Below are 26,939 nucleotides of genomic sequence, written 5' to 3' on the forward strand. Positions count from 1 at the left end.
CGGCTGCTGAGCCGCCCCCAGACCCCACCTGCGGGCTACTGGGGACCCACTCCCCAGCCGGGGCGTGGTCCCGAGGTCCCCGGCGGGGAGCCGCCCCCAGACCCGCCTGCGGGCCTCGGGGGCCCGCTCCCCCAGCCGGGGCGCCTGGTCCCCGCGCCCCCGGCGGACGAGCCCGGGCCGGCTCCCCCGGGGCTTGTCTCAGCGCCCGGGCGGAGCGCGGGCCTTTGGGGGGAGACAGCCGCCCCTCCCCGTCACGACGAGGGCGGAGAGGCCCAGCCCGGCCGGAGGCTGCGGCTCATCCTCGGGGGGCGCTGCCCCGGCAACGAGCCCGTAGGCGGCTGCTGAGCCCCTCCGAGCCCTCCTGCGGGCCCTGGGGGGGCCACTTCCCCAGTCGGGATGCCTCCCCGCCCCAGGCCCCGGCGGACGGGCCGGGACAGGCCGGACTTTGTCTCCGCGCCCCGGGCGCGGAGGGGCCGGCGGCCTTGGGAAGACCCCTGCCCCGCCTCCGCCCCGTCACGACAGACCGGAGGAACCCAGCCCGGCCGGAGGCTGCGGCTCGCTCCCTGGGAAGCTGCTCCCGGCCGGGGGGTGGCCCCGCCACACAGTCCCCGGTGCGGTCCCGCCACACAGTCCCCGGCGCGGCCCCGCCCCACGGGCCCCGGCGGAGGAGCCGGCCCAGGCCGGAGTCCGGCTCAGCCCAGGGTCTGGCGAGGCGTCCCCGCCCCGTCACGGCCCGGCACCCGTCACGGCCGCCGGGCCTGCCCGGGAGCGGACTCGCGCGGTGTACGGGCCGGCCCGCGCCTCCGCCGACACCTCGGCGAACTCACCGATCACGGCACAGCGCACCACCCGCACTCCCTGGGCCCCGGCCACCCGCCGGGCGAGGCCGCACGCGGCGCTCTCGCCTCTCAGCGCGTGGTCCGCGGCGGCCAGGACCGCGAGGTCGGCCGCTCCGCCCGCCCGGTGGCGTGCCACGATCGCCTGCCCCATGGCCAGCACCGCCGCGAGGACCACGCAGAACACCGACGCCGCCACCGCCACCCACACCGAGGCCGTCCCCCCGTCACCCCACGGTCTCTTCCGCAAGAGCCACCGCCTCTCCCGCCAGCTCCACCGCCAGCGGCCCCGGGCCGGCCGACCTGGCTTCCACCCGCACCCGGACCAGATCCCCTGCGCGCGCCACGACGATCCGGGCCCCGGCCGGAGCAGCCGCTCTGGCCGCGGCGACGGCCACCGGCGGCGGGTCGGAGCGGGCCGCCGCCCTGGCCCCGGCCCGGGCCGCGTCCACGCACTGGATCTGCGCGGACACGGCCATCAGCCCCCAGAGCAGGGCGGCGCCGAACAGAGTCAGCGTCGGCAGCACCAGCGCGGCTTCCGCCGTCACATAGCCGTCGTCAGAACGGCGCATTGAGCGCCCTGCTGATCAGCCCCTGCAGTGCCGCGTTGACGGCGCCGCTGGTGACCACCTTGTAGAGCACCGCGGCCAGCGCACACGCCGCCAGGGTCCCGACGGCGTACTCGGCCGTCGACATCCCGGCCTCACCGCCCGCTTCCCTTCGCGACCGGTGCCAAGAACGGACCTTCGACCACCACTGCACGCTCATCACCGTTTCTCCCGCCTTCGATTCACGCACCGTCAGTTACTGCCTTTCATCAGCCCGCTCGCCAGCCCGATCACCACCGGCACCACACCGACCGTCAGGAAGGCGGGCAGGAAGCACAGCCCCAGCGGGGCCGTGGCCAGGACGCCCGCGCGCCGGGCCCGTATGCCGGCCGTCCGGCTGCGCTCGGCCCGCAACCGGCTCGCGAGCCGGGACATGGGCTCCACCGCCGGCACGCCCGTGGCCTGGGCCCGCTCCAGACACCGCGCCATCGCCAGGGCTCCGGGGAGGCCGCCCAGCCGGTTCCAGGCCGTGGCCGGGTCACCCCCGAGCCGCACCTCCGCCGCCGCTCTGGCGAGCCGCTCGCCCACAGCGCCGCCCAGCGAGCCGCCCACCGCCTCCGCCGCCTCCCTCGGACTCGCCCCGGCCGCCAGACAGGCCGCCACGAGGTCTGCCGCAAGGGGAAGTTGCCGCCCCACTTCACTGGTCGCCGCATCCACTGACACCCCGGCACCGGTGCGCCTGTCACGGCGTCGCCACCGCCAGATGCCGTACGCGGCGGCGAGTCCGACCACGCACCCGGCGACCCCGCCGACGAGGATGAACCCGGCGGCGCCCGCCCCCACGGCAGGCACTCCACCCCGAGCCGCGGACAGCCGCTCAGCCCCCGCCCGCAGCCGATCCCACGCCCCCACCGGGGCGTCCGGCCCGCCCGGGCGGCCCGGGCCGAACAGCGCTACGAGCCGACGGCGCGCCAGACTCTTCCTGCGAATCCTGCGCAGAGCCATCGCCCCGGAGACGAAGGTGAGGGCAAACGGAATCACTATCCACAGGATGTGGATAACTTTTTCTCTCACACCTCCTCCCCTCGGGCCGTCCGCACGATCCGCCCGGTCCAGGCCAGCCCCGCACCCTCCAGGAGAGCCCCGAGCACCAGGCAGCCCAGCCCCGCCGTGGTGTGCAGCAGCACGCGCAGCGGTGCGGCGCCGAGCGCGCTCCCCATCAACAGCGCGAGGAGGGGCAGAACCGCCAGCATCGCCGCGGTGGATCTCGTGCCCGCCAACTGGGCGTGCAGCTCCTCGCGTTGGTCGCGTTCGGCGCTCAGCGCCTCCGCCACCCTTTCGAGGCCGGCCGCGAGCCCGGCTCCGCCGTCGACGGCGACCTGCCAGCACGCGGCCACCCCCTGCAGCCCTTCCGCCCCGGGCCGACGACCCACCGCCCGCAACGCGCCGGGCACGTCGCCACCGAATCGCGCCGCCGCCGGGACCGCGTCCCATCCGGGCCCCAGCTCCGCCGCCCGGACCCCGGCGAGCGCCTCGCCGGGATGTCTGCCGGCCCGGAGGTCACCGGCGACGGTCCCGCACAGCTCGATCACCGCCGCCTCGCACCTCTCCCGGTCGCGCCCCGCTACCCGTACGGCGATCCGACGCCGTACAAGTGGCACGGCCACCGCCGCGGCGATGAGCGGCAACACGGACTCCCCCCACAGCGCCACACCACACCCGAGGGGCAGGCACAGCAGCTCGCGCCGCTCCCGGGCCGATCTCCGCAGCCGCCCTCCCCACTCACCGACCCACGCAGGCGGCCACAGCGGCCCGCCGGGCCCGGCGGCTCCGGCGACGCTCACGTCCGCGAGGAGCAGCCTCGCCCTCCGCAGCTCAAGTCCCGGCCGCCTCAGCCCCGTCAGCACGGCCACCGCACCCAGCAAGGCCGCGCACACCAGCGACACCTGCGGCAGTCCCCCCGGGGCTGTCATGGCGTGCTCCCGCCGCGCTCGCACAGTGTCGCCAGCCGGTTCCACCCCGCTGCCCGTTCGAAGCCCCCGGGGCCTCGGACGGCCGCCGGGACGGTCGTCACGAACCCGGCCGGATCGCGGTCCAGCACATGGATCTCGGCGATCCGCCGACTGCCGCCCCGCTCGCGGACCAGGTGGATCACCACCGCGAGCCCAGCCGCCAACTGGCTGTGCAGGGCGGCGCGGTCGAGCCCGGCGGTCGACCCCAGCGCCTCCAGCCGGGCGGGCACATCCGCCGCCGCATTGGCGTGAACCGTGCCGCAGCCCCCTTCGTGCCCCGTGTTCAGCGCGGCCAAAAGGTCGGTGACCTCCGGGCCGCGCACCTCTCCGACGACGAGGCGGTCCGGCCGCATGCGCAGCGCCTGGCGCACCAGATCCCGCAGGGTGACCAGGCCCATTCCCTCCTGGTTCGCCGGGCGGGTCTCCAGCCGCACCACGTGCGGGTGGTCCGGGCGCAGCTCCGCCGAGTCCTCGGCGAGGACGATCCGTTCGTCCGGAGCGACCAGCCCCAACAAGGAGGTGAGCAGTGTGGTCTTGCCGGAGCCTGTTCCCCCGCTGATGACGAAGGAGAGCCGGGCGTCCAGCACCGCGCGCAGCAGCCGCGCTCCGCCCGGCGGCACGGTGCCCGCTGCCACCAGGTCGTCCAGGGTGAAGGCGCGCGGCCGCACCACGCGGAGGGAAAGGCATGTGGAGCCGACGGCGACCGGGGGCAGTACGGCGTGCAGCCGGGTGCCGTCGGGGAGCCGGGCGTCCACCCAGGGGCGGGCGTCGTCCAGCCGGCGTCCGGCGATCGCGGCGAGCCGCTGAGCGAGCCTGCGCACCGCCGCCGCGTCGGGGAAGGTCACATCGGTGCGCTCCAGGCCCGCGCCGCGATCCACCCAGACCCGGTCGGGGGCGGTGACGAGCACATCGGTGACGTCGGGCTCGGCGAGCAGCCGCTCCAGGGGGCCGGCGCCGATGAGCTCGGAGCGCAGCCGGGCCACGACGCCGAGCACTTCGGCGTCCCCGAGCAGCCGGCCTTCCTCGCGGAGGGCTTCGGCAACCCGGGCGGGGGTCGGCTCCGCGCCGCTTCCGGCGAGCCTCAGTCGTACCGCTTCCAGCAGGTCGGTACTCATCCCGGAACTCCCTCGCTCTCGGTGGTCACCTGTGACCAGAACTCCGCGCAGAACCGGGCCAGTGGTCCGCGCTCGGCGGAACCCGGGGGCCGGCCCGCCGCCAGGGCGGCCGGGAGCCCGCTCTCCGCTGGAAGTTCACCGGCCAGGGGCAGTTTGAGCAGCCGGGCGATCTCCTCGGCGTCGAATCCGGAGGCGCAGGGCCCGCGGACGACGGCCCGCAGGTCCGCGAGTGCCGTCGTCACCGTCTCGGCGACACGGTGCGCGGCCGCGACGGCCCGCAGCTCGGCGGGCACCACCAGCAGGCCCACGTCCAGCTGCCCGAGGGCTTCGACGGCCGCTTCGTCCAGCCGGCGCGGCAGGTCGACGACGACCACTCCGCCGCGGCGGCGCGCGGCGGCGAGAACGGCCCGCATGGCGTCGGGCGGCACGGTCGCCCGGCTGCCGCGGTCCCAGCTCAGCAGGCGCAAGGAGTGCAGTTCGGGGAGGGCCTCCTCCAGGGCCCGGCCCGCCACTCGGCCCCGGGATCCGGCGAAGGCCGGCCAGCGCAGCCCTTCCGTTCTCTCGCCGCCGAGAAGGACATCGAGCCCTCCGCCGAGCGGATCGCCGTCGATGAGCATGGTGCGCCGCCCCGCGCGGGCGGCTCCGACCGCCAGGGCGCAAGCGAGGGTGCTCGCGCCCGCGCCGCCCCGCCCGCCGATCACGCCGAGGGTGAGGGCGGGCCGTCCGGCCCCTTCGACGGCATCCGCGATCCGGTCGACCAACCAGCTTTCGTTGCCGGGCAGCACGGCCACGTTGCGCGCGCCGATCTCCACGGCCCGCCGCCAGACCCCCGGGTCGCCGGCGTCCTTGCCGACGAGCACGACTCCTTCCGCCGGCGCCGCCGTGACGGTGTTCGCACACCGATGGGCGCAGTCGTCACCGATCAGGATCAGAGGTGCCCCGGGCCGTCCGGCCCGGTGTGCGGGCACCGTATGGGCCACTTCGGGGGTGGCCCCGGCCGCCGCGCACAGGCGCAGCAGGTCGTCGAGCAGCCCCTCGTCCTCCGTGACGATCAACGGCCCGGCGTCTCTTGCTCCGGCTGCGGGCAGCCAATCGGATGTGTTGGATCCGGTCACGGTGTCCTCCCCGTCCCACGTCGCGCTCTCGCTTCCGCGGACTTCGCGGAACAGCGCGGGGAATCACCGTGCAGGGAACTGAGAAATCATGTGGATCTTGGTGGGAATCTGTGGACAACTCCACCGTTGTGAATATCCCGGTCACCTATACCGGTGACTTCCGGAGAGCACCCCGACCATTACGCAGCGTGACGTGTATGAAGGAGGGGAGGCAGCGGCGCGTGGAGCCGCACGGGAGGAAGGGAGGCCGGATGGGCAGGCCCGAAATGCGTCCGGACATGCGACGACCCCCGCCGGGGGGGAGAGCGGGGGTCGTCCCCACGGCCGACTCGGGGGGGGAGGAGTCGGACCGGGTTAGACACGGTCGCGAACGATCCGTGACTTCCATGGTGTACCCGAGAGCCTTCTCAGGCAAACCCACACGCCTCACCTTACGCCGAATGGAGGGCGCCTATGCTCGGCAGCGTGGAAAACCACTCGTTGCCTCGGACTGCCGCGTTCTTTGATCTGGACAAGACGGTCATTGCGAAGTCGAGCACTCTCACCTTCAGCAAGTCCTTCTACCAAGGCGGCCTGATCAACAGGCGTGCCGTGCTGCGTACCGCATACACCCAGTTCGTCTTCCTGGTCGGCGGGGCCGATCACGACCAGATGGAGCGGATGCGCGAGTATCTCTCCGCGCTCTGCCGGGGCTGGAATGTGCAGCAGGTGCGCGAGCTCGTCGCGGAGACCCTGCACGAACTCATCGACCCCATCATTTACGACGAGGCCGCCTCTCTCATCGAAGCACACCACGCCGCCGGTCGCGACGTGGTGATTGTCAGCACCTCCGGCGCCGAGGTCGTCGAACCGATCGGTGAACTTCTCGGGGCTGACCGCGTGGTCGCCACCCGCATGGTGGTCGAGGACGGCGCCTTCACCGGCGAGATCGAGTACTACGCCTACGGCCCGACCAAGGCCGAGGCCGTCAAGGAGCTCGCCGCCTCGGAGGGATACGACCTGACCCGGTGCTACGCCTACAGCGACTCGGCGACGGATCTGCCCATGCTGGAGTCGGTCGGCCACCCGCACGCGGTGAACCCCGATCGCGCCCTGCGCCGCGAGGCGGCCGCCCGCGACTGGCCGGTCCTCTCCTTCAACCGGCCGGTACGGCTCAAGCAACGAGTGGCGGGCCTGTCGATGCCGTCGCGTCCGGCGTTGGTCGCGGCCGCCGCGTTCGGGGCGGCCGCCGCCACCGCGGGCCTGGTCTGGTTCGCCAGCCGACGCCGCGAGCCCTGCGGCCGGATTGCCCGAATTTAACGGCAAAAGCAAAGAACTGCGCCTCGGGCTTCCGCTTCGGCGACGACAGGAGTAGAAAGGAATCAACGGCCCGCGAGACCAGGGACATCCGAGAGGAAGCCCTTCACGCACCACGGCCCACGGACCGCGCACGAACGTCGGGCACCCACGCGACGCCGACCCGTCGATTACGGGCCAGCCGCACCAGGTACGGGCAGAAGTTCCCGGCCTGATGGGCAAATCTCGTGCACGCTTGGTAACCCGGCGAACGTGCCAGCGGCGGTACCAGTCTTCACCGGTACCGCCGCAACCCTGTCCGGCCCCGGAAGCCGCCGGACGTCAGGCGGCTCCGCGCTGGAGCGCCTCGCACACGGCCGTGCTCTCACGAACTCCCAGCTCAACAGCGCGGCCGCAGTGCGCGATCCAGGCCGCGACACCGTCCGGCGTCCCGGACGTATAGCCCTCGAGCGCGGCGAGATAGGCCGTTCGGCCCAGTTCCGCGTGGCCCACCTCGGCCGGGCAGATCGACTTGGGGTCGAGCCCGCTGCCGACGAGCACGATGCGCTCGGCGGTCCGCGCCACCAGCCCGTTGCAGGAGCCGAACGGACGCAGGGCGAGCAGCTCACCGTGCACCACCGCGGCCGTCACCAGCGCGGGAGCCTCGCTCCCGGCGATGAGCAGGCTGGCCAGCCCCTCCAGCCGCCCCGCCACCTCGTCCGCGTCGGGCAGCGCCAGCTCGATCAGCGGTTCCTCGACCGGCTCGCCCGCCAGCCGGGGCCGCCCCACCGCGTCGTCGGGCCGGGCCCCGCCCGCGGCCACCAGGTGCAGCCTGGCCAGAACCCGCAGCGGCGACTGCCGCCACACACTCAGGAGCTGCCCGGCCTCGGCCGTCAGCCGCAGGGCCGCACCCACCGTCCGCGGCTCACCCTCGACGCTGAAGTCGGAGCGGCGGCGCACCTCTTCGAGCTCCCAGTCGGCGCCGGCGAGCGCCGCGGAGCCACGGGCGCCGCGGAGCGCGGCCTCGGAGGTGATCTCGTTGCTGCGGCGGCGCATCACCCGGTGTCCGTAGACGCGGTCCACCGCCTTGCGCACGGAGTCCACGGAGTCGGCGACACCAGGGAGCGAGCCCAGGGCGGCGAGCGGATCGGCAGTCGTACTCATGGGTAAGACAGTACGCACTTCGGGTTCACACCCCTCGAAGGAGTGGTCTTCTTCACGCGCAGCTCTCACTTTCCGCGGCCATCGGCCTACTCTTTGTGAACATGAAGATCGCTTTCGTAGGGAAGGGCGGCAGCGGCAAGACCACGCTGTCCTCACTGTTCATCCGCCATCTCGCCGCGGACCGCGTCCCCGTCGTGGCGGTGGACGCCGATATCAACCAGCACCTCGGTGCGGCGCTCGGGCTGGACGACGAGGAGACCGCCGCACTGCCCGCGATGGGCGCCCAGCTGCCACTGATCAAGGACTATCTGCGAGGCTCCAACCCCCGGATCGCCTCCGCAGACACCATGATCAAGACGACCCCACCGGGCGAGGGTTCGCGACTGCTGCGGATCGACGAGGAGAACCCGGTCTACGCGGCGTGCGCCAGGCCGGTGCGGCTGGACGACGGCGACTCGGTCCGGCTGATGGCGACGGGCCCGTTCACCGAGTCCGACCTCGGGGTCGCCTGCTACCACTCCAAGGTCGGCGCGGTGGAGCTGTGCCTCAATCACCTCGTCGACGGGCCGGGCGAGTACGTCGTGGTCGACATGACCGCGGGCAGCGACTCCTTCGCGTCCGGGATGTTCACGCGGTTCGACATGACGTTCCTGGTCGCGGAACCCACCCGCAAGGGGATCTCCGTCTACCGCCAGTACAAGGAGTACGCACGGGACTTCGGCATCAGCCTGAAGGTCGTCGGCAACAAGGTGCAGGGCCCCGACGACCTCGAGTTCCTGCGGGACGAGGTCGGGGACGACCTGCTGGTCTGCGTCGGCCACTCCGACTGGGTGCGCGCCATGGAGAAGGGGAGGCCGCCGCGTTTCGGACTGCTCGAGGAGAGCAACCGCACGGCGCTGCGCACCCTGCGCGAGACGGCGGACAGCACGTACGAACTGCGCGACTGGCAGCGCTACACCCGCCAGATGGTGCACTTCCACCTCAAGAACGCGGAGAGCTGGGGCAACGCCAAAACGGGCGCCGACCTGGCGGCGCAGGTCGACCCCGCCTTCGTCCTGGACGAGCGCTGGGCATCCGCTCCCCAGCCCGTCTGACCAGCAGCTTCGCGGCATTTCGGGGGCCCGGATCGCAGGAGCCGGGCCCTTTGTCATGCGCCCGCACAAGGAGAAACAAAGGCCCGACAAACACACAAAAGGCCAATTCACTCGATAGAAGGAACCGCACCGCTATTCGACCAGCCGGACTTCCCGGGCGCCTTTACTCTCCATTACGATTCGTTTACTCAGAGTTGAGATAAGCCCCGCCACCGCAGCCGCTCCCGCCGCTGCACGCCGTGACCACGACCGCGCTTCCACCGCGGCCGCGACGCCCCGACGAAGACGGGAACGACCATGCAGCCTCAGCCGACGCAGACGAAACCCCCCACTCACGCGCTGGGCGGTCACCACCGACAGGGTTCCCAGGTGCGGTCCGGCTGGCGGCAGGACCTCTCCGCCTCCCTCGTCATCTTCCTGATCGCCGTCCCGCTGTCGTTGGGCATCGCGCTGGCCACCGGCGCGCCGCTGCAGGCTGGTCTGATCGCGGCCGCCGTGGGCGGTCTGGTCGCGGGACTGCTGGGAGGCGCACCGCTCCAGGTCAGCGGTGCCGCCACCGGGCTCGTCGTGGTGACGGCCGAGCTGGTCCAGCGCTACGGATGGCGGGCCACGTGCGCGATCACGGCGCTCGCAGGGCTGGCGCAACTGGCTCTGGGGGCCGGGAAGGTGGCTCGGGCGGCGCTGGCCGTCAGCCCCGCGATCGTGCACGGGATGCTCGCCGGCATCGGTGTAACGATCACCCTCGGGCAGCTGCATGTCGTGCTGGGCGACAGCCCCAACAGCTCCGCGCTGGAGAATATCGCGGCGCTGCCCAGCCAGTTGATGGCCTTTCACCCCTCGGCGCTGCTGGTCGGAGCGGTCACCGTGGCCGTGCTGGCGGCGTGGCCGCGGCTGCCCGGCCACGCCGGGCGGTGGGCCCGTACGGTCCCCGCGCCGCTGGCGGCCGTGGCCGTCGCCACCGCGGTGAGCACCGGCCTCACGGTGCCCCGGGTCTCCTTGCCGCGCTGGGAGTTGCAGGCGTTGCCCGCGCTGCCGGACGGCCCGGTGCTCGGAGTGTTCGCGGCCGTCCTGACGGTCACGCTCGTCGCGAGCATGGAGTCCCTGCTGTCCGCGGTGGCCGTCGACCGGCTGCGGTCCGAACGGCCGGGCATGCCCGCCGGCCCCGCCGGGCTCGACCGTGAGCTGGCCGGCCAGGGCGCGGCCAATGTGGTGTCCGGCCTGCTCGGTGGCCTGCCGGTCGCCGGGGGCGCGATCCGCGGCACGGCCAACGTCAAGGCCGGGGCCGTCAGCCGGATGTCCACCGTGCTGCACGGCGTATGGATGCTGTTCTGCCTGGGCCTCCTGGCGAGCGTGCTGGAGCTGATTCCGCTGGCCGCGCTCGCGGCGCTGGTCATGGCGGTCGGCGTGAAGATGGTGAGCTTTGCGCACATCAAGCATGTGCAGCGGCACCGGGAGTTCCCGATGTACGCGGCGACGCTCGGAGCCGTGGTGCTCTTCGGCGTCCTGCAGGGCCTCGCGGTCGGGATCGCGGTCGCCGCGTTCCTCTCCCTGCGGCGGCTGACCCACACCCGTATCACCGTCGAGGCGGAGAGGGACGCCCACCTGGTGCGCGTCAGTGGGCAAATGACTTTTCTGGCCGTGCCCCGGCTGAGCCGGGCACTCGCACATGTACCGGAGGCGGCGGACGTGGTGGTCGAACTGGGCGGTTCCTTCATGGATCATGCGGCATACGACGCTTTGCAGTCGTGGACCGACGCGCACCGCGCGCGCGGCGGCTGGGTCACGCTCCGCGGCCGGGGCGGGCAGCCGATCGCCGAGCCCGCCAGCTCCCACGTCTGCCGGCCCTGGACGCCTTGGCGCAACCACCACTGCACCCGCCCGGCCGAGGCCGGGAGCGCTCCGGGCCAAGGGGGTGGGGAGCAGCTTCTCGGCGGGGTCAGCGCGTTCCAGCGCAACACGGCCCCGCTCGTCCGGGGCGAGCTGGCCCGGCTCGCCCGTGAGGGCCAGCGTCCCACCCAGCTCTTCCTGACCTGCGCGGATTCCCGGCTGGTGACGAGCATGATCACCTCCAGCGGGCCCGGTGATCTGTTCACCGTGCGCAATGTCGGCAACCTGATCCCGCCGCCCGGCAACGACGGCACGTGTGATTCGGTGGGTGCCGCCGTGGAGTACGCGGTGGAGGTGCTTCAGGTCGGCAGCATCACCGTCTGCGGGCACTCCGGATGCGGTGCGATGCAGGCCCTGCTGGGGACGGTGGGCCGGGAGCCCGGTGCCCAGCAGACCCCGCTCACCCGCTGGCTGCTGCACGGCCGGCCGAGCCTGGCCCGGATGCAGCGGATCGGCCGGCTCGGCCGCGGCGAAGTGGCGCTGGCCGACCGGCCCGTGGCCGACGACGGCGAGCGACTCGCGCTCGTCAACGTGATGCAACAGCTCGACCACCTGATGGCTTATTCATGTGTCGCCCGCCGGGTGGCCGAGGGATCGCTCCAGTTGCACGGGATGTACTTCCATGTGGCCGAGGCGCAGGCTTATGTGCTCAATCCCCGGTTGCGCACCTTCAAGGCCGTACGGCCCGAAGTCCTCGACGCCGTCTGAGCCGCCCCGGGGCCGGCGGTCATCGGGTCGCCGACCCCTGCCACCTCGTACGACGCGTATCCGCATAGGTCTAAACCATTTTTCGCCGGCAACCCTTGTCAGGGCGTGCCCCGGGCTGATGAGCTAAGGGCCGGGACACAACGGGCACCCTGGGAAAGGGAGATGTCGTGAGCAACGAAAGCCTGGCCAACCTCTTGAAGGAGGAGCGCCGCTTCGCACCGCCTGCCGACCTGGCCGCCGCCGCCAACGTCACCGCGGAGGCGTACGAGCAGGCGAAGGCTGATCGGCTGGGCTTCTGGGCCGCGCAGGCTCGCCGCCTGAGCTGGGAGACCGAGCCCACCGAAACGCTGGACTGGTCGAACCCACCGTTCGCCAAGTGGTTCGCCGACGGCCGGCTCAACGTGGCGTACAACTGCGTAGACCGCCACGTGGAGAACGGCCTGGGCGACCGGGTGGCCCTTCACTTCGAGGGCGAGCCCGGCGACACCCGCCGCATCACCTACGCCGAGCTCCAGCGCGAGGTCTCCAAGGCCGCCAACGCCCTGACCGAGCTCGGTGTGCAGGCGGGCGACCGGGTCGCGATCTACCTGCCGATGATCCCCGAAGCGGTCGTCTCGATGCTGGCCTGTGCCCGGATCGGCGCCCCGCACTCGCTGGTCTTCGGCGGCTTCTCGGCGGACGCCCTGGCGACCCGCATCAACGACGCCGACGCCCGCGTCGTCATCACCGCCGACGGCGGCTACCGCCGGGGCAAGGCGTCCGCGCTCAAGCCCGCCGTCGACGAGGCGCTGACCCGCCCCGGCACGGAGAACGTCCGCAGCGTCCTCGTCGTCCGCCGCACCGGCCAGGAGGACGTCGCGTGGACCGAGGGCCGGGACGTGTGGTGGCATGAGCTGGTCGAGAGCCAGTCGGAGCAGCACACGCCCCAGGCGTTCGACGCCGAGCACCCGCTGTTCATCCTCTACACCTCCGGCACCACCGGTAAGCCCAAGGGCATCCTGCACACCACCGGCGGATACCTCACCCAGGTCTCGTACACCCACCAGGCCGTCTTCGACCTCAAGCCGGAGACGGACGTCTTCTGGTGCACGGCCGACGTCGGCTGGGTGACCGGCCACTCGTACATCGTCTACGGCCCGCTGAGCAACGGAGCGACGGAGGTGCTCTACGAGGGCACCCCCGACACCCCGCACCAGGGCCGCTGGTGGGAGATCGTCCAGAAGTACGGGGTCACGGTCCTCTACACCGCCCCCACCGCGATCCGCGCCGCCATGAAGTGGGGCGACGACATCCCGGCCAAGTTCGACCTGTCCAGCCTGCGGATCCTCGGCTCGGTCGGCGAGCCCATCAACCCCGAGGCGTGGGTCTGGTACCGCAAGCACATCGGCGCCGACCGGACGCCCGTGGTGGACACGTGGTGGCAGACCGAGACCGGCGGCATGATGATCAGCCCGCTGCCGGGGGTCACCGAGACGAAGCCCGGTTCGGCCCAGGTGCCGCTCCCCGGCATCGCCGCGACCGTCGTCGACGACGACGCCAACGAGGTGCCGGACGGCGCCGGCGGCTACCTCGTCCTCACCGAGCCGTGGCCGTCGATGCTCCGCACCATCTGGGGCGACGACCAGCGCTACATCGACACCTACTGGTCCCGCTTCGAGAACCGCTACTTCGCGGGCGACGGCGCCAAGAAGGACGACGACGGCGACATCTGGCTGCTCGGCCGGGTGGACGACGTGATGCTGGTCTCCGGTCACAACATCTCCACCACCGAGGTCGAGTCCGCGCTCGTCTCACACCCGAAGGTCGCCGAGGCGGCGGTCGTCGGCGCGGCCGACCCCCAGACGACCCAGGCCATCTGCGCCTTCGTCATCCTGCGCGGCGGTGTGGACGCGGACGACGAGGGCCTGGTGGAGGAGTTGCGGGCGCACGTCGCCAAGCAGCTCGGGCCGATCGCCAAGCCCAAGCGGATCCTGCCGGTCGCGGAGCTGCCCAAGACCCGTTCCGGCAAGATCATGCGCCGGCTGCTGCGGGACGTGGCCGAGAACCGCACGCTCGGCGATGTGACGACGCTGACCGACTCCTCGGTGATGGCCCTGATCCAGTCCCAGCTCCCCGGCACCACCGGCGAGGACTGACCCGGATTCGGGCACGTACCCGGAAGGCACCCGGCAACCCGCCGGGTGCCTTTCACTCTTTCCGGCTAAGGTAAGTACTCATCGCGTAAAGATCGCGACAAGAATCAAGGGCGCGCCGGGAAGTCTGGTCGGCACACAGCACACGTGTATCCAGTCGCCCCCAGGAGGTCCACCGCCGTGGCCGCGCCCAAGAACCGCCGTTCCGTCTTCCTCGGACGGCTGCCGTTGCCCGAGCGGAACTACCTCGCCGAGGCCCTGCGTACCGAGACCGTCGGCGGTGTGCTGCTGCTCGCCGCCGCCGTCGCCGCGCTGATCTGGGCGAACACTCCGCTGCGCGACAGCTACGAGACGGTCCGCTCGTTCCACTTCGGCCCCGGCGCCGTCGGACTGAACCTCTCCCTTCAGCACTGGGCCGCCGACGGGCTGCTCGCCGTCTTCTTCTTCGTGGCGGGCATCGAGCTCAAGCGCGAGCTGGTCGCGGGCGAGCTGCGCGATCCGAAGGCGGCCATCCTGCCCGTGGTCGCGGCGATCTGCGGCATGGCGGCACCCGCGCTCGTCTACTTCACGGTCGCGAAGACAGGCGGGGGGGCACTGGACGGCTGGGCGGTGCCCACCGCCACCGACATCGCCTTCGCGCTCGCCGTCCTGGCCGTCATCGGCACGGCCCTGCCGTCGGCGCTGCGCGCGTTCCTGCTGACCCTCGCCGTCGTCGATGACCTCTTCGCGATCCTCATCATCGCGGTCTTCTTCACCTCGCAGCTCGACTTCACTGCCCTCGGCCTCGCCGTGCTGGGCCTTGCCGTCTTCTGGCTGCTGCTCCGCAAGGGCGTGCGGGGCTGGTACGTCTACGTGCCGCTGGGGATCGTCAACTGGGCCCTGATGTACAACAGCGGCGTCCACGCCACCATCGCCGGTGTCGCCATGGGTCTGATGCTGCGCTGCCACCGCCGCGAGGGGGAGAGTCACTCCCCCGGCGAGCACATCGAACATCTGGTGCGGCCCTTGTCGGCGGGACTGGCAGTACCACTGTTCGCGCTTTTCTCGGCCGGTGTCGCGGTCTCCGGCGGTGCGATCACCGACGTCTTCACCAAGCCGGAGACGCTCGGCGTGGTCCTCGGCCTGGTCGTCGGCAAGGCGATCGGGGTGTTCGGCGGGACGTGGCTGGCGGCGCGGTTCACCAGGGCGGAGCTCAATCCGGACCTCCGGTGGCCGGACGTGCTGGCCGTCGCCTCCCTGGCCGGCATCGGCTTCACGGTGTCCCTGCTGATCGGCGAGCTCGCCTTCGCCGAGGACCCCCTGCTCACCGATGAGGTCAAGGCGGCGGTCCTCGTCGGCTCGCTGATAGCGGCCGTCGTCGCGAGCGTGCTGCTGAAGCTTCGCGACAACAAGTACAGGAAGCTGTGCGCCGACGAGGACCGGGACGACGACCAGGACGGCATCCCGGACATCTACGAACAGGACAACCCCGCCTACCACCTGCGGATGGCCGCGATCCTGGAGGCGAGGGCGGCCGAGCACCGCAGGCTGGCCGATGTCGCCGCAGCGCGCCCCACCGGGGACGATGGTCCGGCATGATCTGAGAGTCTTGACATCCGCCAAAGACCCGCGGATGACGAAGCGGATGACGATGAGGGAGCAGCCGATGAGCGCAGCCGACGACGGTGCGGCGACCGGTACGCAGGGCGCGAACGGCGCGGACCGCAGCCTCGGCCAGCTGGTGGCGACGGCCACCACCGAGCTGTCCGCGCTGGTCCACGACGAGATCGCCCTGGCCAAGGCGGAGCTGCGGCAGGACGCGAAGCGGGTCGGCATCGGCGGTGGCGCGATCGCCGCGGCCGGGACGCTGGCGCTCTTCTCGCTGCCGGTGCTGAGCTTCGCCGCGGCGTACGGGATCCACAATCTCGGTCTCGGCCTGGCCTGGTCGTTCCTGATCGTCGGCGCTGCGTTCCTGGTGGTGGCGGCGGTGCTGGGGCTGCTGGCGGTGTCCAAGTTCAAGAAGGTCAAGAAGCCCGAGAAGAGCATCGCCTCGGCGAAGCAGACCGCTGCCGTGCTGGGCACCGTCAAGCCGCACCCGCGGCCGCTGGTGGACACGAGCCCGGTGGACGCATCTGTGACACGCTCGTCCGTATGACGGTGCCCGATACCTCCGCAGCGCCCGCTTCCCCCGAACCCGAGCCCGGTACGCCGGCCTCCCCGGGAGAAGCGGGCGCGGCCGGTGTCCCGGGCCCCGGTGGCGGCTCCGCGGCGCCGCCGGCAGGGTCCCCGGCCGCTTCGGTCGTCCGGCCCGACGGACCGTGGGTGCACCGGGAGGTCGCGGCGAACGGCGCGCGGTTCCATATCGCCGAGATGGGCGAGGGGCCGCTGGTGCTGCTGCTGCACGGCTTCCCGCAGTTCTGGTGGGCTTGGCGGCACCAGCTGCCGGCGCTCGCGGACGCGGGGTACCGGGCCGTGGCCATGGATCTGCGCGGGGTGGGCGGCAGCGACCGCACGCCGCGCGGCTACGATCCGGCGAATCTCGCTCTCGACATCACCGGTGTGATCCGCTCCCTCGGCGAGCCGGACGCCGCGCTGGTCGGGCACGATCTGGGTGGCTACCTGGCGTGGACGGCGGCGGTCATGCGGCCCAAGCTGGTGCGCCGGCTCGTGGTCTCCTCGATGCCGCACCCGCGGCGCTGGCGCTCGGCGATGCTCGCCGACCTCAAGCAGAGCGCGGCCGGTTCCTACATCTGGGGCTTCCAGCGGCCGTGGCTGCCCGAGCGCCGGCTCATCGCGGACGACGCGGCGCTGGTGGGGCGGCTGGTGCGGGACTGGTCGGGACCCCGGCTGCCGGACGACGAGGCCGTCGAGGTCTACCGGCGGGCGATGTCGATCCCGTCCACGGCCCACTGTTCGATCGAGCCGTACCGGTGGATGGTGCGGTCGATGGCGCGGCCGGACGGCATCCAGTTCAACCGCCGGATGAAGCGGCCGGTCAGGGTGCCCACGCTGCACGTCCACGGTTCGCTCGATCCGGTGATGCGCACACGCAGTGCGGCGGGGTCCGGGCAGTACGTGGAGGCGCCCTACCGCTGGCGGCTCTTCGACGGGCTCGGGCACTTCCCGCACGAAGAGGACCCGGTGGCGTTCTCGACCGAGCTGATCAACTGGCTGAAAGACCCGGAACCCGACCGCTGACGGGCTCCGCGGGCCCCGCCCGCCCGTGGGTACACCCGTTCCTCGAACGGCCAATTGCCCGGCGCATAGGCCAATTGAGGGACCCCCGGGCGATTACCGACCACCGGGGCCGGGCACAGACCTCGGTATGGGCTGGACGCACGACTACCGTGACGTGACGCAGGAGCGGGGCGCCGAGGGCGACTCCGCACTGGCCGTGAGCGAGGTGACCGAGAGGGCCACGAGGGGTGAGCACCGGCCGGCGGCCGGGCCCGATCCCCTCATCGGCATTCCGCGCATCCTCCGCCGCCGTGCCCGCTGGGTGTCGGCGCGGCTGCGCCACCATCCGCGCGGCCGCTGAGCGCACCGGGCGGACCGTAAGGGCCCCACGGGGCCCTTACGGGGCTCAGAGGGCGCAGCCCTGGGTGTTGACCCGCGCCGTGGCCGTACGGCCGCTGATGGCGTCCTGTCGCACCTCGTCCGCCGTGAGGGCGTAGCCGGTGTCGGCGTCGTCGAGGGACTTGGCGAAGACCACTCCGTAGACCTTGCCCTCCGGGGTGAGCAGGGGCCCGCCGGAGTTGCCCTGGCGGACGGTGGTGTAGAGGGAGTAGACGTCGCGGCGGACGTTTCCGCGGTGGTAGATGTCCGGGCCGTTGGCCTGGACCCTGCTGCGGACGCGGGCGGCGCGGACGTCGTACGAGCCGTTCTCGGGGAAGCCGGCGACGATGGCGCTGCGGCCCGTCTCCGCATCGGTGTCGGTAAAGCGCAGCACCGGTGCCTGCAGCTGCGGCACGTCGAGGACGGCGATGTCACGCTTCCAGTCGTAGAGGACGACCTTCGCGTCGTACCGGCGGCCCTGTCCGCCGATCTGCACGGTCGGCTCGTCCACCCCGCCGACGACGTGGGCGTTGGTCATCACCCGGCCTTCGGCGAAGACGAAGCCGGTGCCCTCCAGGACCTTGCCGCAGCTGGGCGCGGTGCCGACGACCTTGACGATGCTGCGCTGGGCGGCCGTGGCCACAGGACTGGCCGCGAGCGCCGGGTCGGGCGCGGGCACGGAGGTGATGGGCTCGGTGGAGAACGGGGCGAAGACCTGCGGGAAGCCGTTCTGCGCGAGGGCGCTGCTGAAGTCCGCGAACCAGGTGTTGGCCTGGGCCGGCACCACCCGGGCGACGCCGAGCAGCACCTTGGAGTTGCGGACCTCCTTGCCCAGCGTCGGCAGGGAGGTGCCCGCGAGGGCGGAACCGATCAGCCAGGCGACCAGCAGCATGGCGACGACGTTGACGAGCGCGCCGCCCGTGGCGTCCAGGGCGCGGGCCGGGGACCAGGTGATGTGGCGGCGGAGTTTGTTGCCCAGGTGGGTGGTGGTGGCCTGGCCGACCGAGGCGCAGACGATCACGATGACGACGGCCGCGACGGCCGCGGCCGTGCCCGGCTCCTCGTCGGTGGCGCTGTCCCAGATCAGGGGCAGCAGATAGACGGCCACGAGGCCGCCGCCGACAAAGCCGATCACGGACAGCACCCCGACGACGAAGCCCTGGCGGTAGCCGACGACGGCGAACCACACGGCGGCGATCAGCAGCACGATGTCCAGCACGTTCACCGGAAGATGCCTCGCAATGATGTTGTCGGCGATGTCGTGGGCCCCGTGTGCCGTGGGGCCGGGATCACCGTCTCATGTCCGTCAGGCCCGCCAGTCCAGCGGGACCTTCCGGTCCCGGTCCCAGGGAAGTTCCCAGCCGGAGTAGTGCAGGATCCGGTCGATCACCCCTGCGGTGAACCCCCATACGAGCGCGCCGCCGACCTGGAACGCGGGGCCGCTGTGGCCGCTGGGGTGGAGGGCCGTCGCCCGGTTCTCCGGGTCGGTGAGGTCGGAGACCGGCACGGTGAAGACCCGGGCGGTCTCGGCCGCGTCGACCGGGCCGACCGGGGTGGGCTCGCGCCACCAGCCGAGCACGGGCGTCACGACGAAACCGCTCACCGGGATGTAGAGCTGGGGCAGCACCCCGAAGATCTGCACGCCCGAGGCGTCGAGGCCGGTTTCCTCCTCGGCCTCGCGCAGGGCGGCGCGGACCAGCCCGCCCGCGGCCGGGTCGCCGTCCTCCGGGTCGAGCGCGCCGCCGGGGAAGGACGGCTGCCCGGCGTGCGAGCGCAGCGTGCCGGCCCGCTCCAGGAGCAGCAGTTCCGGGCCCTTGGGGCCGTCGCCGAAGAGGATGAGCACCGCGGACTGGCGTCCGCCGGTGTCCGGCGGCAGGAAGCGGCTGAGCTGGTGCGGCTCGATCGTCTCCGAGGCGCGCGCCACCGGGTCGAGCCACTCGGGCAGCCCCTCGGCGGTGATGGCGGCCCCACGGCCGTACGTGCTCGTCATGCGTGTCCCCTCGGCTTTGGTGCGGTCACTGGGCGGGCGAAGCGGTCACTCGGCTCCCAGGGGGCGGGCGGGCAGGCCCGGGTAGTCGGGCGGGGGCTTGAGCCGCTGGCCGGGCAGTCCGCCCTTCTCGTACTTCAGGAGCTTCTCCGCCTTCTCGGGGTCGGTCTCCCCCTCCCCGTACGAGGGGCAGAGCGGGGCGATCGGGCAGGCACCGCAGGCGGGCTTGCGGGAGTGGCAGATGCGCCTGCCGTGGAAGACGACGCGGTGCGAGAGCATCGTCCACTCGCTCTTGGGGAAGAGGTCGCAAACCACGGCCTCGACCTTCACCGGGTCGGTCTCGTCGGTCCACTTCCAGCGGCGGACGAGCCGGCCGAAGTGGGTGTCGACGGTGATGCCGGGGACGCCGTAGGCGTTGCCCAGGACCACGTTGGCGGTCTTGCGGCCGACGCCGGGCAGCGTCACCAAATCCTCCAGGCGGCCCGGCACCTCGCCGTCGAAGCGGTCGCGCAGGGCGGTGGAGAGACCTATGAGCGACTTGGCCTTGGCCCGGAAGAAGCCGGTCGGCCGGATGAGCTGTTCCAGCGCCTCGGGGTCGGCGGCGGCCATGTCCTCGGGCGTCGGGTAGGCGGCGAAGAGGGCGGGGGTGGTCTGGTTGACCCTCAGGTCGGTGGTCTGGGCGGAGAGGACCGTGGCGACGAGGAGCTCGAAGGAGTTCTCGAAGTCGAGCTCGGGGTGGGCGTAGGGGTAGACCTCGGCGAGCTCGCGGTTGATGCGGCGCGCGCGGCGGACGAGCGCGGCGCGCGACTCCGGCGCGGCGGCCTTGGCCGGAGCTTTAACGGCCTTGGCCGGGGCTTTGGCGGTCTCGGCAGCGGGCTTCGCCGCCTTGACCGGGGTCTTCGCCACCTTGGCGGGGGCCTTCGCCGCCTTGGCGGGGGTCTTCACTGCCTTGGCCGAGGACTGCGCGGCCTTGGCCGAAGGCTGCTCCGTCTTAGCCGAAGGCTCGGCGCTCCCGGAGCCGGACGCGGCCTGCGGCGTCCCTCCGGCGGCCCGCTTGCCCCGAGGCCGGCCCTTAGCGGAGGATTCGGATCCGATCGTCCGTTCGGCGGTCTCCTCGACCGGCGGTTTGGCCTCGGTCGCGGCTTTCGCCTTTTTCGCGGGCGGACGTTCGCCCACAGCGGAATTACGGGCCGGAGTCACCCTTCCGGCCCCCTTGCCCTGTGCTCTCACCGGCGTATTGGACACCCGGCCAGACTAAAGCCCGTCACTGACATCCGGCCCGTGCGCAGGAAAACCACAGCCCAATCGGACCCCTGCCGTAGGGCTCCGGGCGACGATGCGCGACACTTGTGTTTGATCACACAGTTTTACCGACGGGCATCATGGGGACCACGGTCCTCTGTGCATGTCGACAAGGAGAGAACTCGTGGACGACGTTCTGCGGCGCGCCCCGCTTTTCGCGGCGCTCGATGACGAGCAGGCCGCTGAGCTGCGCGCCTCCATGGGCGAGGCCACCCTCGCGAGGGGCGACGCCCTGTTCCACGAGGGGGATCCCGGCGACCGCCTCTACGTGGTGACCGAAGGCAAGGTGAAGCTGCACCGCACGTCCCCGGACGGCCGCGAGAACATGCTCGCCGTCCTCGGCCCGGGCGAGCTCATCGGGGAGCTGTCGCTCTTCGACCCGGGCCCGCGCACGGCGACCGCCACCGCCCTCACCGAGGTCAAGCTGCTCGGGCTGGGCCACGGCGACCTCCAGCCCTGGCTCAACGCCCGCCCCGAGGTGGCCACCGCTCTGCTGCGCGCGGTCGCCCGCCGGCTGCGCCGCACCAACGACTCGATGTCGGACCTCGTCTTCTCCGACGTCCCCGGCCGTGTCGCCAAGGCCCTCCTGGACCTGTCGCGCCGCTTCGGCGTGCAGTCCGAGGAAGGCATCCACGTGGTGCACGACCTCACCCAGGAGGAGCTGGCCCAGCTGGTCGGCGCCTCCCGCGAGACGGTCAACAAGGCGCTCGCGGACTTCGCCGGACGGGGCTGGCTCCGTCTGGAGGCCCGTGCGGTGATCCTCCTGGACGTGGAGCGTCTCGCCAAGCGCTCGCGCTGACGGTGGGCGGGGCCGCGCGGCCCCGCACCCCATGAACGCCTGAAAGGCCCCCGCCGTCCGCGGCGGGGGCCTTTCGTGCGGGCAGGCACCCGGGTGGCCGTGAACGCCCCGCAGAGGGCCGTCAGCGGCCGCCTGCGCGAACGGGGCGGGGAAGTGCCTAGATCAGCCCGTGCTCGCCCAGGTAGTCCAGCTGGGCCCGCACGGACAGCTCGGCCGCGGGCCACAGCGAGCGGTCGACGTCCGCGTAGACGTGGGCCACCACCTCCGACGGTGTGCGCAGGCCGTTCTCGACGGCGGTCTCCACCTGGGCGAGCCGCTTCGCCCGGTGGACCAGGTAGTAGTCGATGGCGCCCCGGGCGTCGTCCAGCACCGGCCCGTGGCCGGGCAGCACCGTCTCCACGCCCTCGTCGACGGTGAGCGCGCGCAGCCGCCGCAGCGAGTCCAGGTAGTCGCCCAGCCGTCCGTCGGGGTGGGCCACCATGGTGGTGCCCCGGCCCAGGACCATGTCGCCGCTGAACAGCGCGCGGTCCGCGGGGAGGTGGAAGCACAGGGAGTCGGCGGTGTGCCCGGGGGTGGAGAGGACGTGCAGCTCCAGACCGCCGGTGGTGATGACGTCGCCCAGGCCCAGCCCTTCGCCGCCGAGGCGCAGTTTGGGGTCCAGTGCCCGGACGGACGTCCCCGTCAGCTCCGCGAACCGCCCGGCGCCCTCGGCGTGGTCGTGGTGGCCGTGCGACAGGAGGGTGACGGCCACCCGTTTGCCCGCGGCCTCGGCGGTGGCGATGACCGCCCGGAGGTGGTTCTCGTCCAGCGGCCCGGGGTCGATGACGACGGCGAGGTCGGAGTCGGGCTCGGAGACGATCCACGTATTGGTGCCGTCGAGCGTCATGGCGGACGGGTTCGGGGCGAGGACACACACGGCGCGGGCGGTCGCGGGCCCGCCGACAGCGCCCTGGCGGGGCCGCCCGGGAAGATCGCCTGTGTCTGTCATGAGTCGGCCTCCGAAGGCTTCGAAGCGGTCCGCTGTGCGGAAGGTCGCGTGGTGGGCACGTGCCGGGTGAATTCGTCGTGCCCCGGCCAGCTCAGCACGATGCCGTCCTCGCCGAGGCGCGCTCGCGCGATCACAGGCGTGAGATCCCGGTCACCCGAGGCGGCCAGGGCCCCGGCCACGCTGCTGTACGGGCGGAGCGCGCGCAGCGTGGAGATGGTGGGCGGCATCATCAGCAGGTCTCCGCGGTCGTAGCCGTCGGCCGCCTCGGCCGGGCGGATCCACTGGGTGCGGTCCGCTTCCGTCGAGGCGTTGCGGGTGCGCTGCCCCTCGGGGAGGGCGGCCACGAAGAACCAGGTGTCGTAGCGGCGGGGTTCGAATTCGGGGGTGATCCAGCGGGCCCAGGCGCCCAGGAGGTCGCTGCGCAGGAGCAGGCCGCGCCGGTCGAGGAAGTCGGCGAAGGACAGCTCGCGGGTGACCAGGGCGGCGCGGTCGGCCTCCCACCCGGGCCCGGTGGTGTCGGCGACGACCGTGTCGGGCGCCGGGCCCGCCAGCAGCACCCCAGCCTCCTCGAACGTCTCCCGGACGGCGGCGCAGACGATGGACTGGGCGGACGCGGCGTCCACGCCCAGGCGCCGCGCCCAGTCCGCGCGGGACGGGCCTGCCCAGGGCACGTCGCGCTCGTCGCGGGGGTCCACGGAGCCGCCCGGGTACGCGTACGCGCCTCCGGCGAAGGCCATGGAGGCGCGTCTGCGCAGCATGTGGACAGCGGGGCCGCCGGCTCCGTCGCGCAGCAGTAGTACTGTCGCGGCGCGCCGGGGCGGCACGGGCCGCAGCTCGCCGCGCGCGAGCGCCCTGATCCGGTCCGGCCACTCCGGCGGGTACCACTGGCCGTTCGAAGTCGACATGGCCGGATGCTATGCGCTCCTGCGCGGATGTTCGAGGGCGGCGAGGCCGCCCCACGGGTCAGTCCCGGACCTCCACGAGGACCTCGACCTCGACCGGAGCGTCCAGCGGCAGCACCGTCACGCCCACGGCGGAGCGGGCGTGGACGCCCTTCTCACCGAGCACCTCGCCCAGCAGCTCGCTGGCACCGTTGATGACGCCGGGCTGTGCGGTGAAGTCCGGGGCGGAGGCGACGAAGCCCACGACCTTGACCACGCGGACGATCTTGTCCAGGTCGCCGATGACGGACTTCACGGCGGCCAGGGCGTTGAGCGCGCAGACCCCGGCGAGCTCCTTGGCCTGCTCGGCACTGACCTCGGCACCGACCTTGCCGGTGGCCGGGACGGAGCCCTTGACCATCGGCAGCTGGCCGGCGGTGTAGACATACGCGCCGGAGCGCACGGCCGGCTGGTAGGCGGCCAGCGGCGGTACGACGTCAGGCAGCGTCAGTCCGAGCTCGGCGAGCCTGGCCTCGACGGCGCTCAAGGCTTCGCCCGCTTGAGGTAGGCCACCAGCTGCTCCGGGTTGTTCGGGCCCGGGACGACCTGGACGAGCTCCCAGCCGTCCTCGCCCCAGGTGTCCAGGATCTGCTTGGTCGCGTGCACGAGAAGGGGCACCGTTGCGTATTCCCACTTGGTCATGGCCCGACTGTAATGCCTGACACCGACAGCCTCGCGCGTGGTCGGTGCGCCGACCTGCCGGCCGCCCCGGCCGCCGGCCCCGGCGGCCGCGGCACCACCGTTCAGCAGCGCCTGGGCGCCCCCCGCGCGTGCCGTCCGACGGGCCCGGCGACGGCTTGGCGGCCATTCGGCCCGCCGCCCGGGGGGCCGGCGCCGCTCGTGCCGCCTCCGGTGCCGGGAGCGACGGGAAAGGGCGGCCAGTTGGGCGTGACGGGCCTCACCGCTCCGCACGACCTGATGTCGCCACCTGAGGCCACACGGCCGCTGCCGACGAATTAGGCTCCGAATCATGAGCAGGCTCCATGTCGTCACCGGCAAGGGCGGAACCGGCAAGACCACGGTCGCCGCTGCACTCGCACTCGCCCTCGCCGCCGAGGGCAAACGCACCCTTCTGGTGGAGGTCGAAGGGCGGCAGGGCATCGCGCAGCTCTTCGAGACCGAGGCGCTGCCCTACGAGGAACGGAAGATCGCGGTGGCGCCCGGGGGCGGCGGTGAGGTGTACGCGCTCGCCATCGACGCCGAACGGGCGCTCCTGGACTACCTCCAGATGTTCTACAAGCTCGGCAGCGCCGGGCGGGCGCTGAAGAAGCTCGGGGCGATCGATTTCGCGACGACCATCGCCCCCGGCCTGCGCGATGTCCTGCTGACCGGCAAGGCGTGCGAGGCGGTGCGCCGCAAGGACCGCGCGGGCCGCTTCGTCTACGACCACGTGATCATGGACGCGCCGCCCACCGGCCGCATCACCCGCTTCCTCAACGTCAACGACGAAGTGGCCGGCCTGGCGCGGATCGGCCCGATCCACCATCAGGCACAGGCCGTGATGCGGGTGCTGAAGTCGCCCGAGACGGCCGTGCACATGGTGACGCTCCTGGAGGAGATGCCGGTCCAGGAGACCGTGGACGGCATCGCGGAGCTGCGCGCGGCACAGCTCCCGGTGGGCGGTGTCGTGATCAATATGGTGCGCCCGGAGATACTCGGCGCGGCGGCTGTCGAGGTCGCCGCGAACGGCCGGCGCGCGGAGGTCGCCCGCACGCTCGCGCAGGCACTGGAGCGGACCGGGTTCGGCGGCGCGCACCGTGCGGGCCTCGCCGAGGACCTGGTCGACCCGCTGGTGGCACAGGCCCGCGAGCACACCGAGCGGATCGCCCTGGAGCACAGCGGGCGCACGGAGCTGGCGGGCCTCGGTCTGCCCACGTACGAGCTGGAGCTGCTCGGCGACGGCGTGGACCTGGCGGGCCTCTACCGGATGGCCCGCGCGCTGCGGAAGCAGGAATGGCTGTGAGCGGCGCGCACCCGGCCGCCGGGCCACGGACGACACACGAGGGCGACGACGAGGGGGGCACGGTGCATCACGGATCGGCGGCCAAGGGGAACGGCCTCGACAAGGCGGCCGTACTCGACATCGACCCCGTCCTCGACAACCCCCGCACCCGCATCGTGGTGTGCTGCGGCTCGGGCGGCGTCGGCAAGACCACCACCGCGGCCGCGCTGGGCGTGCGGGCGGCGGAGCGCGGCCGGAAGGTCGTCGTCCTGACGATCGACCCGGCCCGCAGGCTGGCGCAGTCGATGGGCATCGAGGAGCTCGACAACGTGCCCCGCCGGGTGCCCGGCACCGACACCGCAGCGGGCGGCGAACTGCACGCCATGATGCTCGACATGAAGCGGACGTTCGACGAGATCGTCGAGACGCACGCCGACAAGGAGCGGGCCCGGGCCATCCTGGAGAACCCCTTCTACCAGTCCCTGTCGGCCGGTTTCGCGGGCACGCAGGAGTACATGGCGATGGAGAAGCTCGGCCAGCTCCGCGCGCGCGACGAGTGGGACCTGATCGTCGTGGACACCCCGCCGAGCCGCTCGGCACTGGACTTCCTGGACGCCCCGGGGCGGCTGGGGTCGTTCTTGGACGGGAAGTTCATCAAGGTGCTGATGGCGCCGGCGAAACTCGGCGGCCGGGCCGGGATGAAGTTCCTCGGTGTCGGCATGTCGGTGATGAGCGGCCCGCTCAACAAGCTGATGGGGGCCCAGCTGCTGCGCGACGTGCAGACGTTCGTGGCCGCCATGGACACGATGTTCGGCGGCTTCCGCACCCGGGCCGATGCCACCTACCGGCTGCTCCAGGCGCCCGGGACGGCCTTCCTGGTCGTCGCGGCCCCGGAGCGGGACGCGCTGCGGGAGGCGGCCTATTTCGTCGAACGGCTGGCCGCGGAGCGGATGCCGCTGGCCGGGCTCGTCCTCAACCGGGTGCACGGCAGTGAGGCCGCACGGCTCCCGGCGGACCGGGCGCTGGCCGCGGCGGAAGCCCTGCTGGAGGACTCCGGCGCGAAGGCGGCGGACGCCTCGGCGCAGGCGCCGATGAAACCATCAGAAAATCTTGACGGCGGCGGCATTGTGGATCGTGTCGGCGGGCAAGCTGGCTCACGTACCGTCGACTCCGCGGGCACCGACGCTCCCTCGGTCCCGTCCCCTCCCGAGAGCGGCCTCCCCCAGCCTGCTTCCTCAGGAGACACGGCGGCACGGATCCCCACGGCACGGAGTTCCACCGCGGAGGCCTCCACCGCACGGCTGACCGCGGGCCTGTTGCGGCTGCACGCCGAGCGCATGCACGTGCTCACTCGCGAACGGCGCACACGCGACCGCTTCACCGCGCTGCACCCTGAGGTCGCGGTCGCGGAAGTGGCCGCCCTGCCCGGCGATGTGCACGACCTGGCGGGGCTCCGGGCGATCGGTGAGCTGCTCGCCGGCCGACCCGCCACCGCGCAGGCCGTCGAAGGCGCCGTGGGCACGCCTGACAGCGGTACCGACACCCGTCCCTGACGGGTCA

At 72.5% G+C, this 26,939-nt stretch carries 26 protein-coding genes; 11 read left to right on the forward strand and 15 right to left on the reverse strand.

Annotated elements, in window-relative coordinates; genetic code table 11:
* Window positions 1–726: 726 nt before the first annotated feature.
* From ABZ951_RS07280 to ssd, 7 genes are all read right to left on the reverse strand, one after another.
* Complete coding sequence (locus ABZ951_RS07280; protein WP_344089443.1) at window positions 727–1,086, reverse strand: Rv3654c family TadE-like protein; 360 nt, start codon at window positions 1,084–1,086, stop codon at window positions 727–729.
* The gene (locus ABZ951_RS07285; protein WP_344089442.1) at window positions 1,064–1,408 is read right to left on the reverse strand and encodes a TadE family type IV pilus minor pilin; all 345 of its coding nucleotides are present in this window, start codon (window positions 1,406–1,408) and stop codon (window positions 1,064–1,066) included. The genes ABZ951_RS07280 and ABZ951_RS07285 overlap by 23 nt, the downstream gene beginning before the upstream one ends.
* Window positions 1,395–1,604, reverse strand: coding sequence for a DUF4244 domain-containing protein (locus ABZ951_RS07290; protein WP_344089441.1), 210 nt, complete (start codon window positions 1,602–1,604; stop codon window positions 1,395–1,397). The genes ABZ951_RS07285 and ABZ951_RS07290 overlap by 14 nt, the downstream gene beginning before the upstream one ends.
* Before the next feature lie 32 nt (window positions 1,605–1,636).
* Complete coding sequence (locus ABZ951_RS07295) at window positions 1,637–2,227, reverse strand: type II secretion system F family protein (RefSeq protein WP_344089440.1); 591 nt, start codon at window positions 2,225–2,227, stop codon at window positions 1,637–1,639.
* A gap of 227 nt (window positions 2,228–2,454) precedes the next feature.
* Window positions 2,455–3,357: a type II secretion system F family protein gene (locus tag ABZ951_RS07300; RefSeq protein ID WP_344089439.1), complete on the reverse strand. Its 903-nt coding sequence runs from the start codon at window positions 3,355–3,357 to the stop codon at window positions 2,455–2,457.
* Window positions 3,354–4,511, reverse strand: a complete 1,158-nt coding sequence (locus ABZ951_RS07305; protein ID WP_344089438.1) for a TadA family conjugal transfer-associated ATPase — start codon at window positions 4,509–4,511, stop codon at window positions 3,354–3,356. The genes ABZ951_RS07300 and ABZ951_RS07305 overlap by 4 nt, the downstream gene beginning before the upstream one ends.
* Window positions 4,508–5,626, reverse strand: a complete 1,119-nt coding sequence (gene ssd / locus ABZ951_RS07310) for a septum site-determining protein Ssd (RefSeq protein WP_344089437.1) — start codon at window positions 5,624–5,626, stop codon at window positions 4,508–4,510. Before ssd ends, ABZ951_RS07305 begins: the two co-directional genes overlap by 4 nt.
* A gap of 453 nt (window positions 5,627–6,079) precedes the next feature.
* Between ssd and ABZ951_RS07315 the strand changes: the two genes are divergently transcribed.
* Window positions 6,080–6,925, forward strand: a complete 846-nt coding sequence (locus ABZ951_RS07315) for an HAD family hydrolase (protein ID WP_344089436.1) — start codon at window positions 6,080–6,082, stop codon at window positions 6,923–6,925.
* A 318-nt stretch (window positions 6,926–7,243) separates the two neighbouring features.
* Here the strand turns inward: ABZ951_RS07315 and ABZ951_RS07320 are convergent, their stop codons facing one another.
* Complete coding sequence (locus tag ABZ951_RS07320; protein ID WP_344089435.1) at window positions 7,244–8,065, reverse strand: oxidoreductase; 822 nt, start codon at window positions 8,063–8,065, stop codon at window positions 7,244–7,246.
* A 101-nt stretch (window positions 8,066–8,166) separates the two neighbouring features.
* Between ABZ951_RS07320 and ABZ951_RS07325 the strand changes: the two genes are divergently transcribed.
* The 7 genes from ABZ951_RS07325 (at window position 8,167) to ABZ951_RS07355 (ending at window position 17,403) form a co-directional block, all read left to right on the forward strand.
* Window positions 8,167–9,159, forward strand: a complete 993-nt coding sequence (locus ABZ951_RS07325) for an ATP-binding protein (protein WP_344089434.1) — start codon at window positions 8,167–8,169, stop codon at window positions 9,157–9,159.
* Window positions 9,160–9,456: 297 nt separating this feature from the next.
* A complete protein-coding gene (locus ABZ951_RS07330; protein ID WP_344089433.1) occupies window positions 9,457–11,754 on the forward strand; it encodes a SulP family inorganic anion transporter in 2,298 nt (765 codons plus the stop codon).
* A 167-nt stretch (window positions 11,755–11,921) separates the two neighbouring features.
* Entirely contained in the window at window positions 11,922–13,889 is a 1,968-nt protein-coding gene (gene acs / locus ABZ951_RS07335) for an acetate--CoA ligase (protein ID WP_344089432.1), read from the forward strand.
* Between the two features lie 177 nt (window positions 13,890–14,066).
* Window positions 14,067–15,464, forward strand: coding sequence for a Na+/H+ antiporter NhaA (nhaA, locus tag ABZ951_RS07340; protein WP_344089431.1), 1,398 nt, complete (start codon window positions 14,067–14,069; stop codon window positions 15,462–15,464).
* Window positions 15,465–15,531: 67 nt separating this feature from the next.
* Complete coding sequence (locus tag ABZ951_RS07345) at window positions 15,532–16,020, forward strand: phage holin family protein (RefSeq protein ID WP_344089430.1); 489 nt, start codon at window positions 15,532–15,534, stop codon at window positions 16,018–16,020.
* Window positions 16,017–17,063: an alpha/beta hydrolase gene (locus tag ABZ951_RS07350; RefSeq protein WP_344089429.1), complete on the forward strand. Its 1,047-nt coding sequence runs from the start codon at window positions 16,017–16,019 to the stop codon at window positions 17,061–17,063. The genes ABZ951_RS07345 and ABZ951_RS07350 overlap by 4 nt, the downstream gene beginning before the upstream one ends.
* A gap of 127 nt (window positions 17,064–17,190) precedes the next feature.
* Window positions 17,191–17,403: a hypothetical protein gene (locus ABZ951_RS07355; RefSeq protein ID WP_344089428.1), complete on the forward strand. Its 213-nt coding sequence runs from the start codon at window positions 17,191–17,193 to the stop codon at window positions 17,401–17,403.
* A 45-nt stretch (window positions 17,404–17,448) separates the two neighbouring features.
* Here ABZ951_RS07355 and ABZ951_RS07360 read toward each other — a convergent pair whose 3' ends face one another.
* From ABZ951_RS07360 to nth, 3 genes are all read right to left on the reverse strand, one after another.
* Complete coding sequence (locus ABZ951_RS07360) at window positions 17,449–18,645, reverse strand: MarP family serine protease (protein ID WP_344089427.1); 1,197 nt, start codon at window positions 18,643–18,645, stop codon at window positions 17,449–17,451.
* A gap of 81 nt (window positions 18,646–18,726) precedes the next feature.
* Window positions 18,727–19,410: a CoA pyrophosphatase gene (locus ABZ951_RS07365; RefSeq protein ID WP_344089426.1), complete on the reverse strand. Its 684-nt coding sequence runs from the start codon at window positions 19,408–19,410 to the stop codon at window positions 18,727–18,729.
* A gap of 45 nt (window positions 19,411–19,455) precedes the next feature.
* A complete protein-coding gene (gene nth / locus ABZ951_RS07370; RefSeq protein WP_344089469.1) occupies window positions 19,456–20,313 on the reverse strand; it encodes an endonuclease III in 858 nt (285 codons plus the stop codon).
* A gap of 520 nt (window positions 20,314–20,833) precedes the next feature.
* Between nth and ABZ951_RS07375 the strand changes: the two genes are divergently transcribed.
* Window positions 20,834–21,508 (forward strand): Crp/Fnr family transcriptional regulator, encoded by a 675-nt coding sequence (locus ABZ951_RS07375; protein WP_030367278.1) that lies wholly within the window; start codon window positions 20,834–20,836, stop codon window positions 21,506–21,508.
* A gap of 157 nt (window positions 21,509–21,665) precedes the next feature.
* Here the strand turns inward: ABZ951_RS07375 and ABZ951_RS07380 are convergent, their stop codons facing one another.
* The 4 genes from ABZ951_RS07380 to ABZ951_RS07395 are packed head-to-tail and all read right to left on the reverse strand — an operon-like array spanning window position 21,666 to window position 24,079.
* Window positions 21,666–22,496, reverse strand: a complete 831-nt coding sequence (locus ABZ951_RS07380; RefSeq protein ID WP_344089425.1) for an MBL fold metallo-hydrolase — start codon at window positions 22,494–22,496, stop codon at window positions 21,666–21,668.
* The gene (locus ABZ951_RS07385; protein ID WP_344089424.1) at window positions 22,493–23,401 is read right to left on the reverse strand and encodes an NUDIX hydrolase; all 909 of its coding nucleotides are present in this window, start codon (window positions 23,399–23,401) and stop codon (window positions 22,493–22,495) included. The genes ABZ951_RS07380 and ABZ951_RS07385 overlap by 4 nt, the downstream gene beginning before the upstream one ends.
* Before the next feature lie 58 nt (window positions 23,402–23,459).
* Entirely contained in the window at window positions 23,460–23,924 is a 465-nt protein-coding gene (locus ABZ951_RS07390; RefSeq protein WP_344089423.1) for a RidA family protein, read from the reverse strand.
* Window positions 23,921–24,079: a DUF4177 domain-containing protein gene (locus ABZ951_RS07395; protein ID WP_344089422.1), complete on the reverse strand. Its 159-nt coding sequence runs from the start codon at window positions 24,077–24,079 to the stop codon at window positions 23,921–23,923. The genes ABZ951_RS07390 and ABZ951_RS07395 overlap by 4 nt, the downstream gene beginning before the upstream one ends.
* 328 nt (window positions 24,080–24,407) lie before the next feature.
* Between ABZ951_RS07395 and ABZ951_RS07400 the strand changes: the two genes are divergently transcribed.
* Complete coding sequence (locus ABZ951_RS07400) at window positions 24,408–25,400, forward strand: ArsA-related P-loop ATPase (RefSeq protein ID WP_344089421.1); 993 nt, start codon at window positions 24,408–24,410, stop codon at window positions 25,398–25,400.
* A gap of 62 nt (window positions 25,401–25,462) precedes the next feature.
* Window positions 25,463–26,932, forward strand: a complete 1,470-nt coding sequence (locus ABZ951_RS07405) for an ArsA family ATPase (RefSeq protein WP_344089468.1) — start codon at window positions 25,463–25,465, stop codon at window positions 26,930–26,932.
* Window positions 26,933–26,939: the final 7 nt, after the last annotated feature.

The organism is Streptomyces sp. NPDC046215, from assembly GCF_040646215.1.
GTDB lineage: Bacteria > Actinomycetota > Actinomycetes > Streptomycetales > Streptomycetaceae > Streptomyces > Streptomyces stramineus.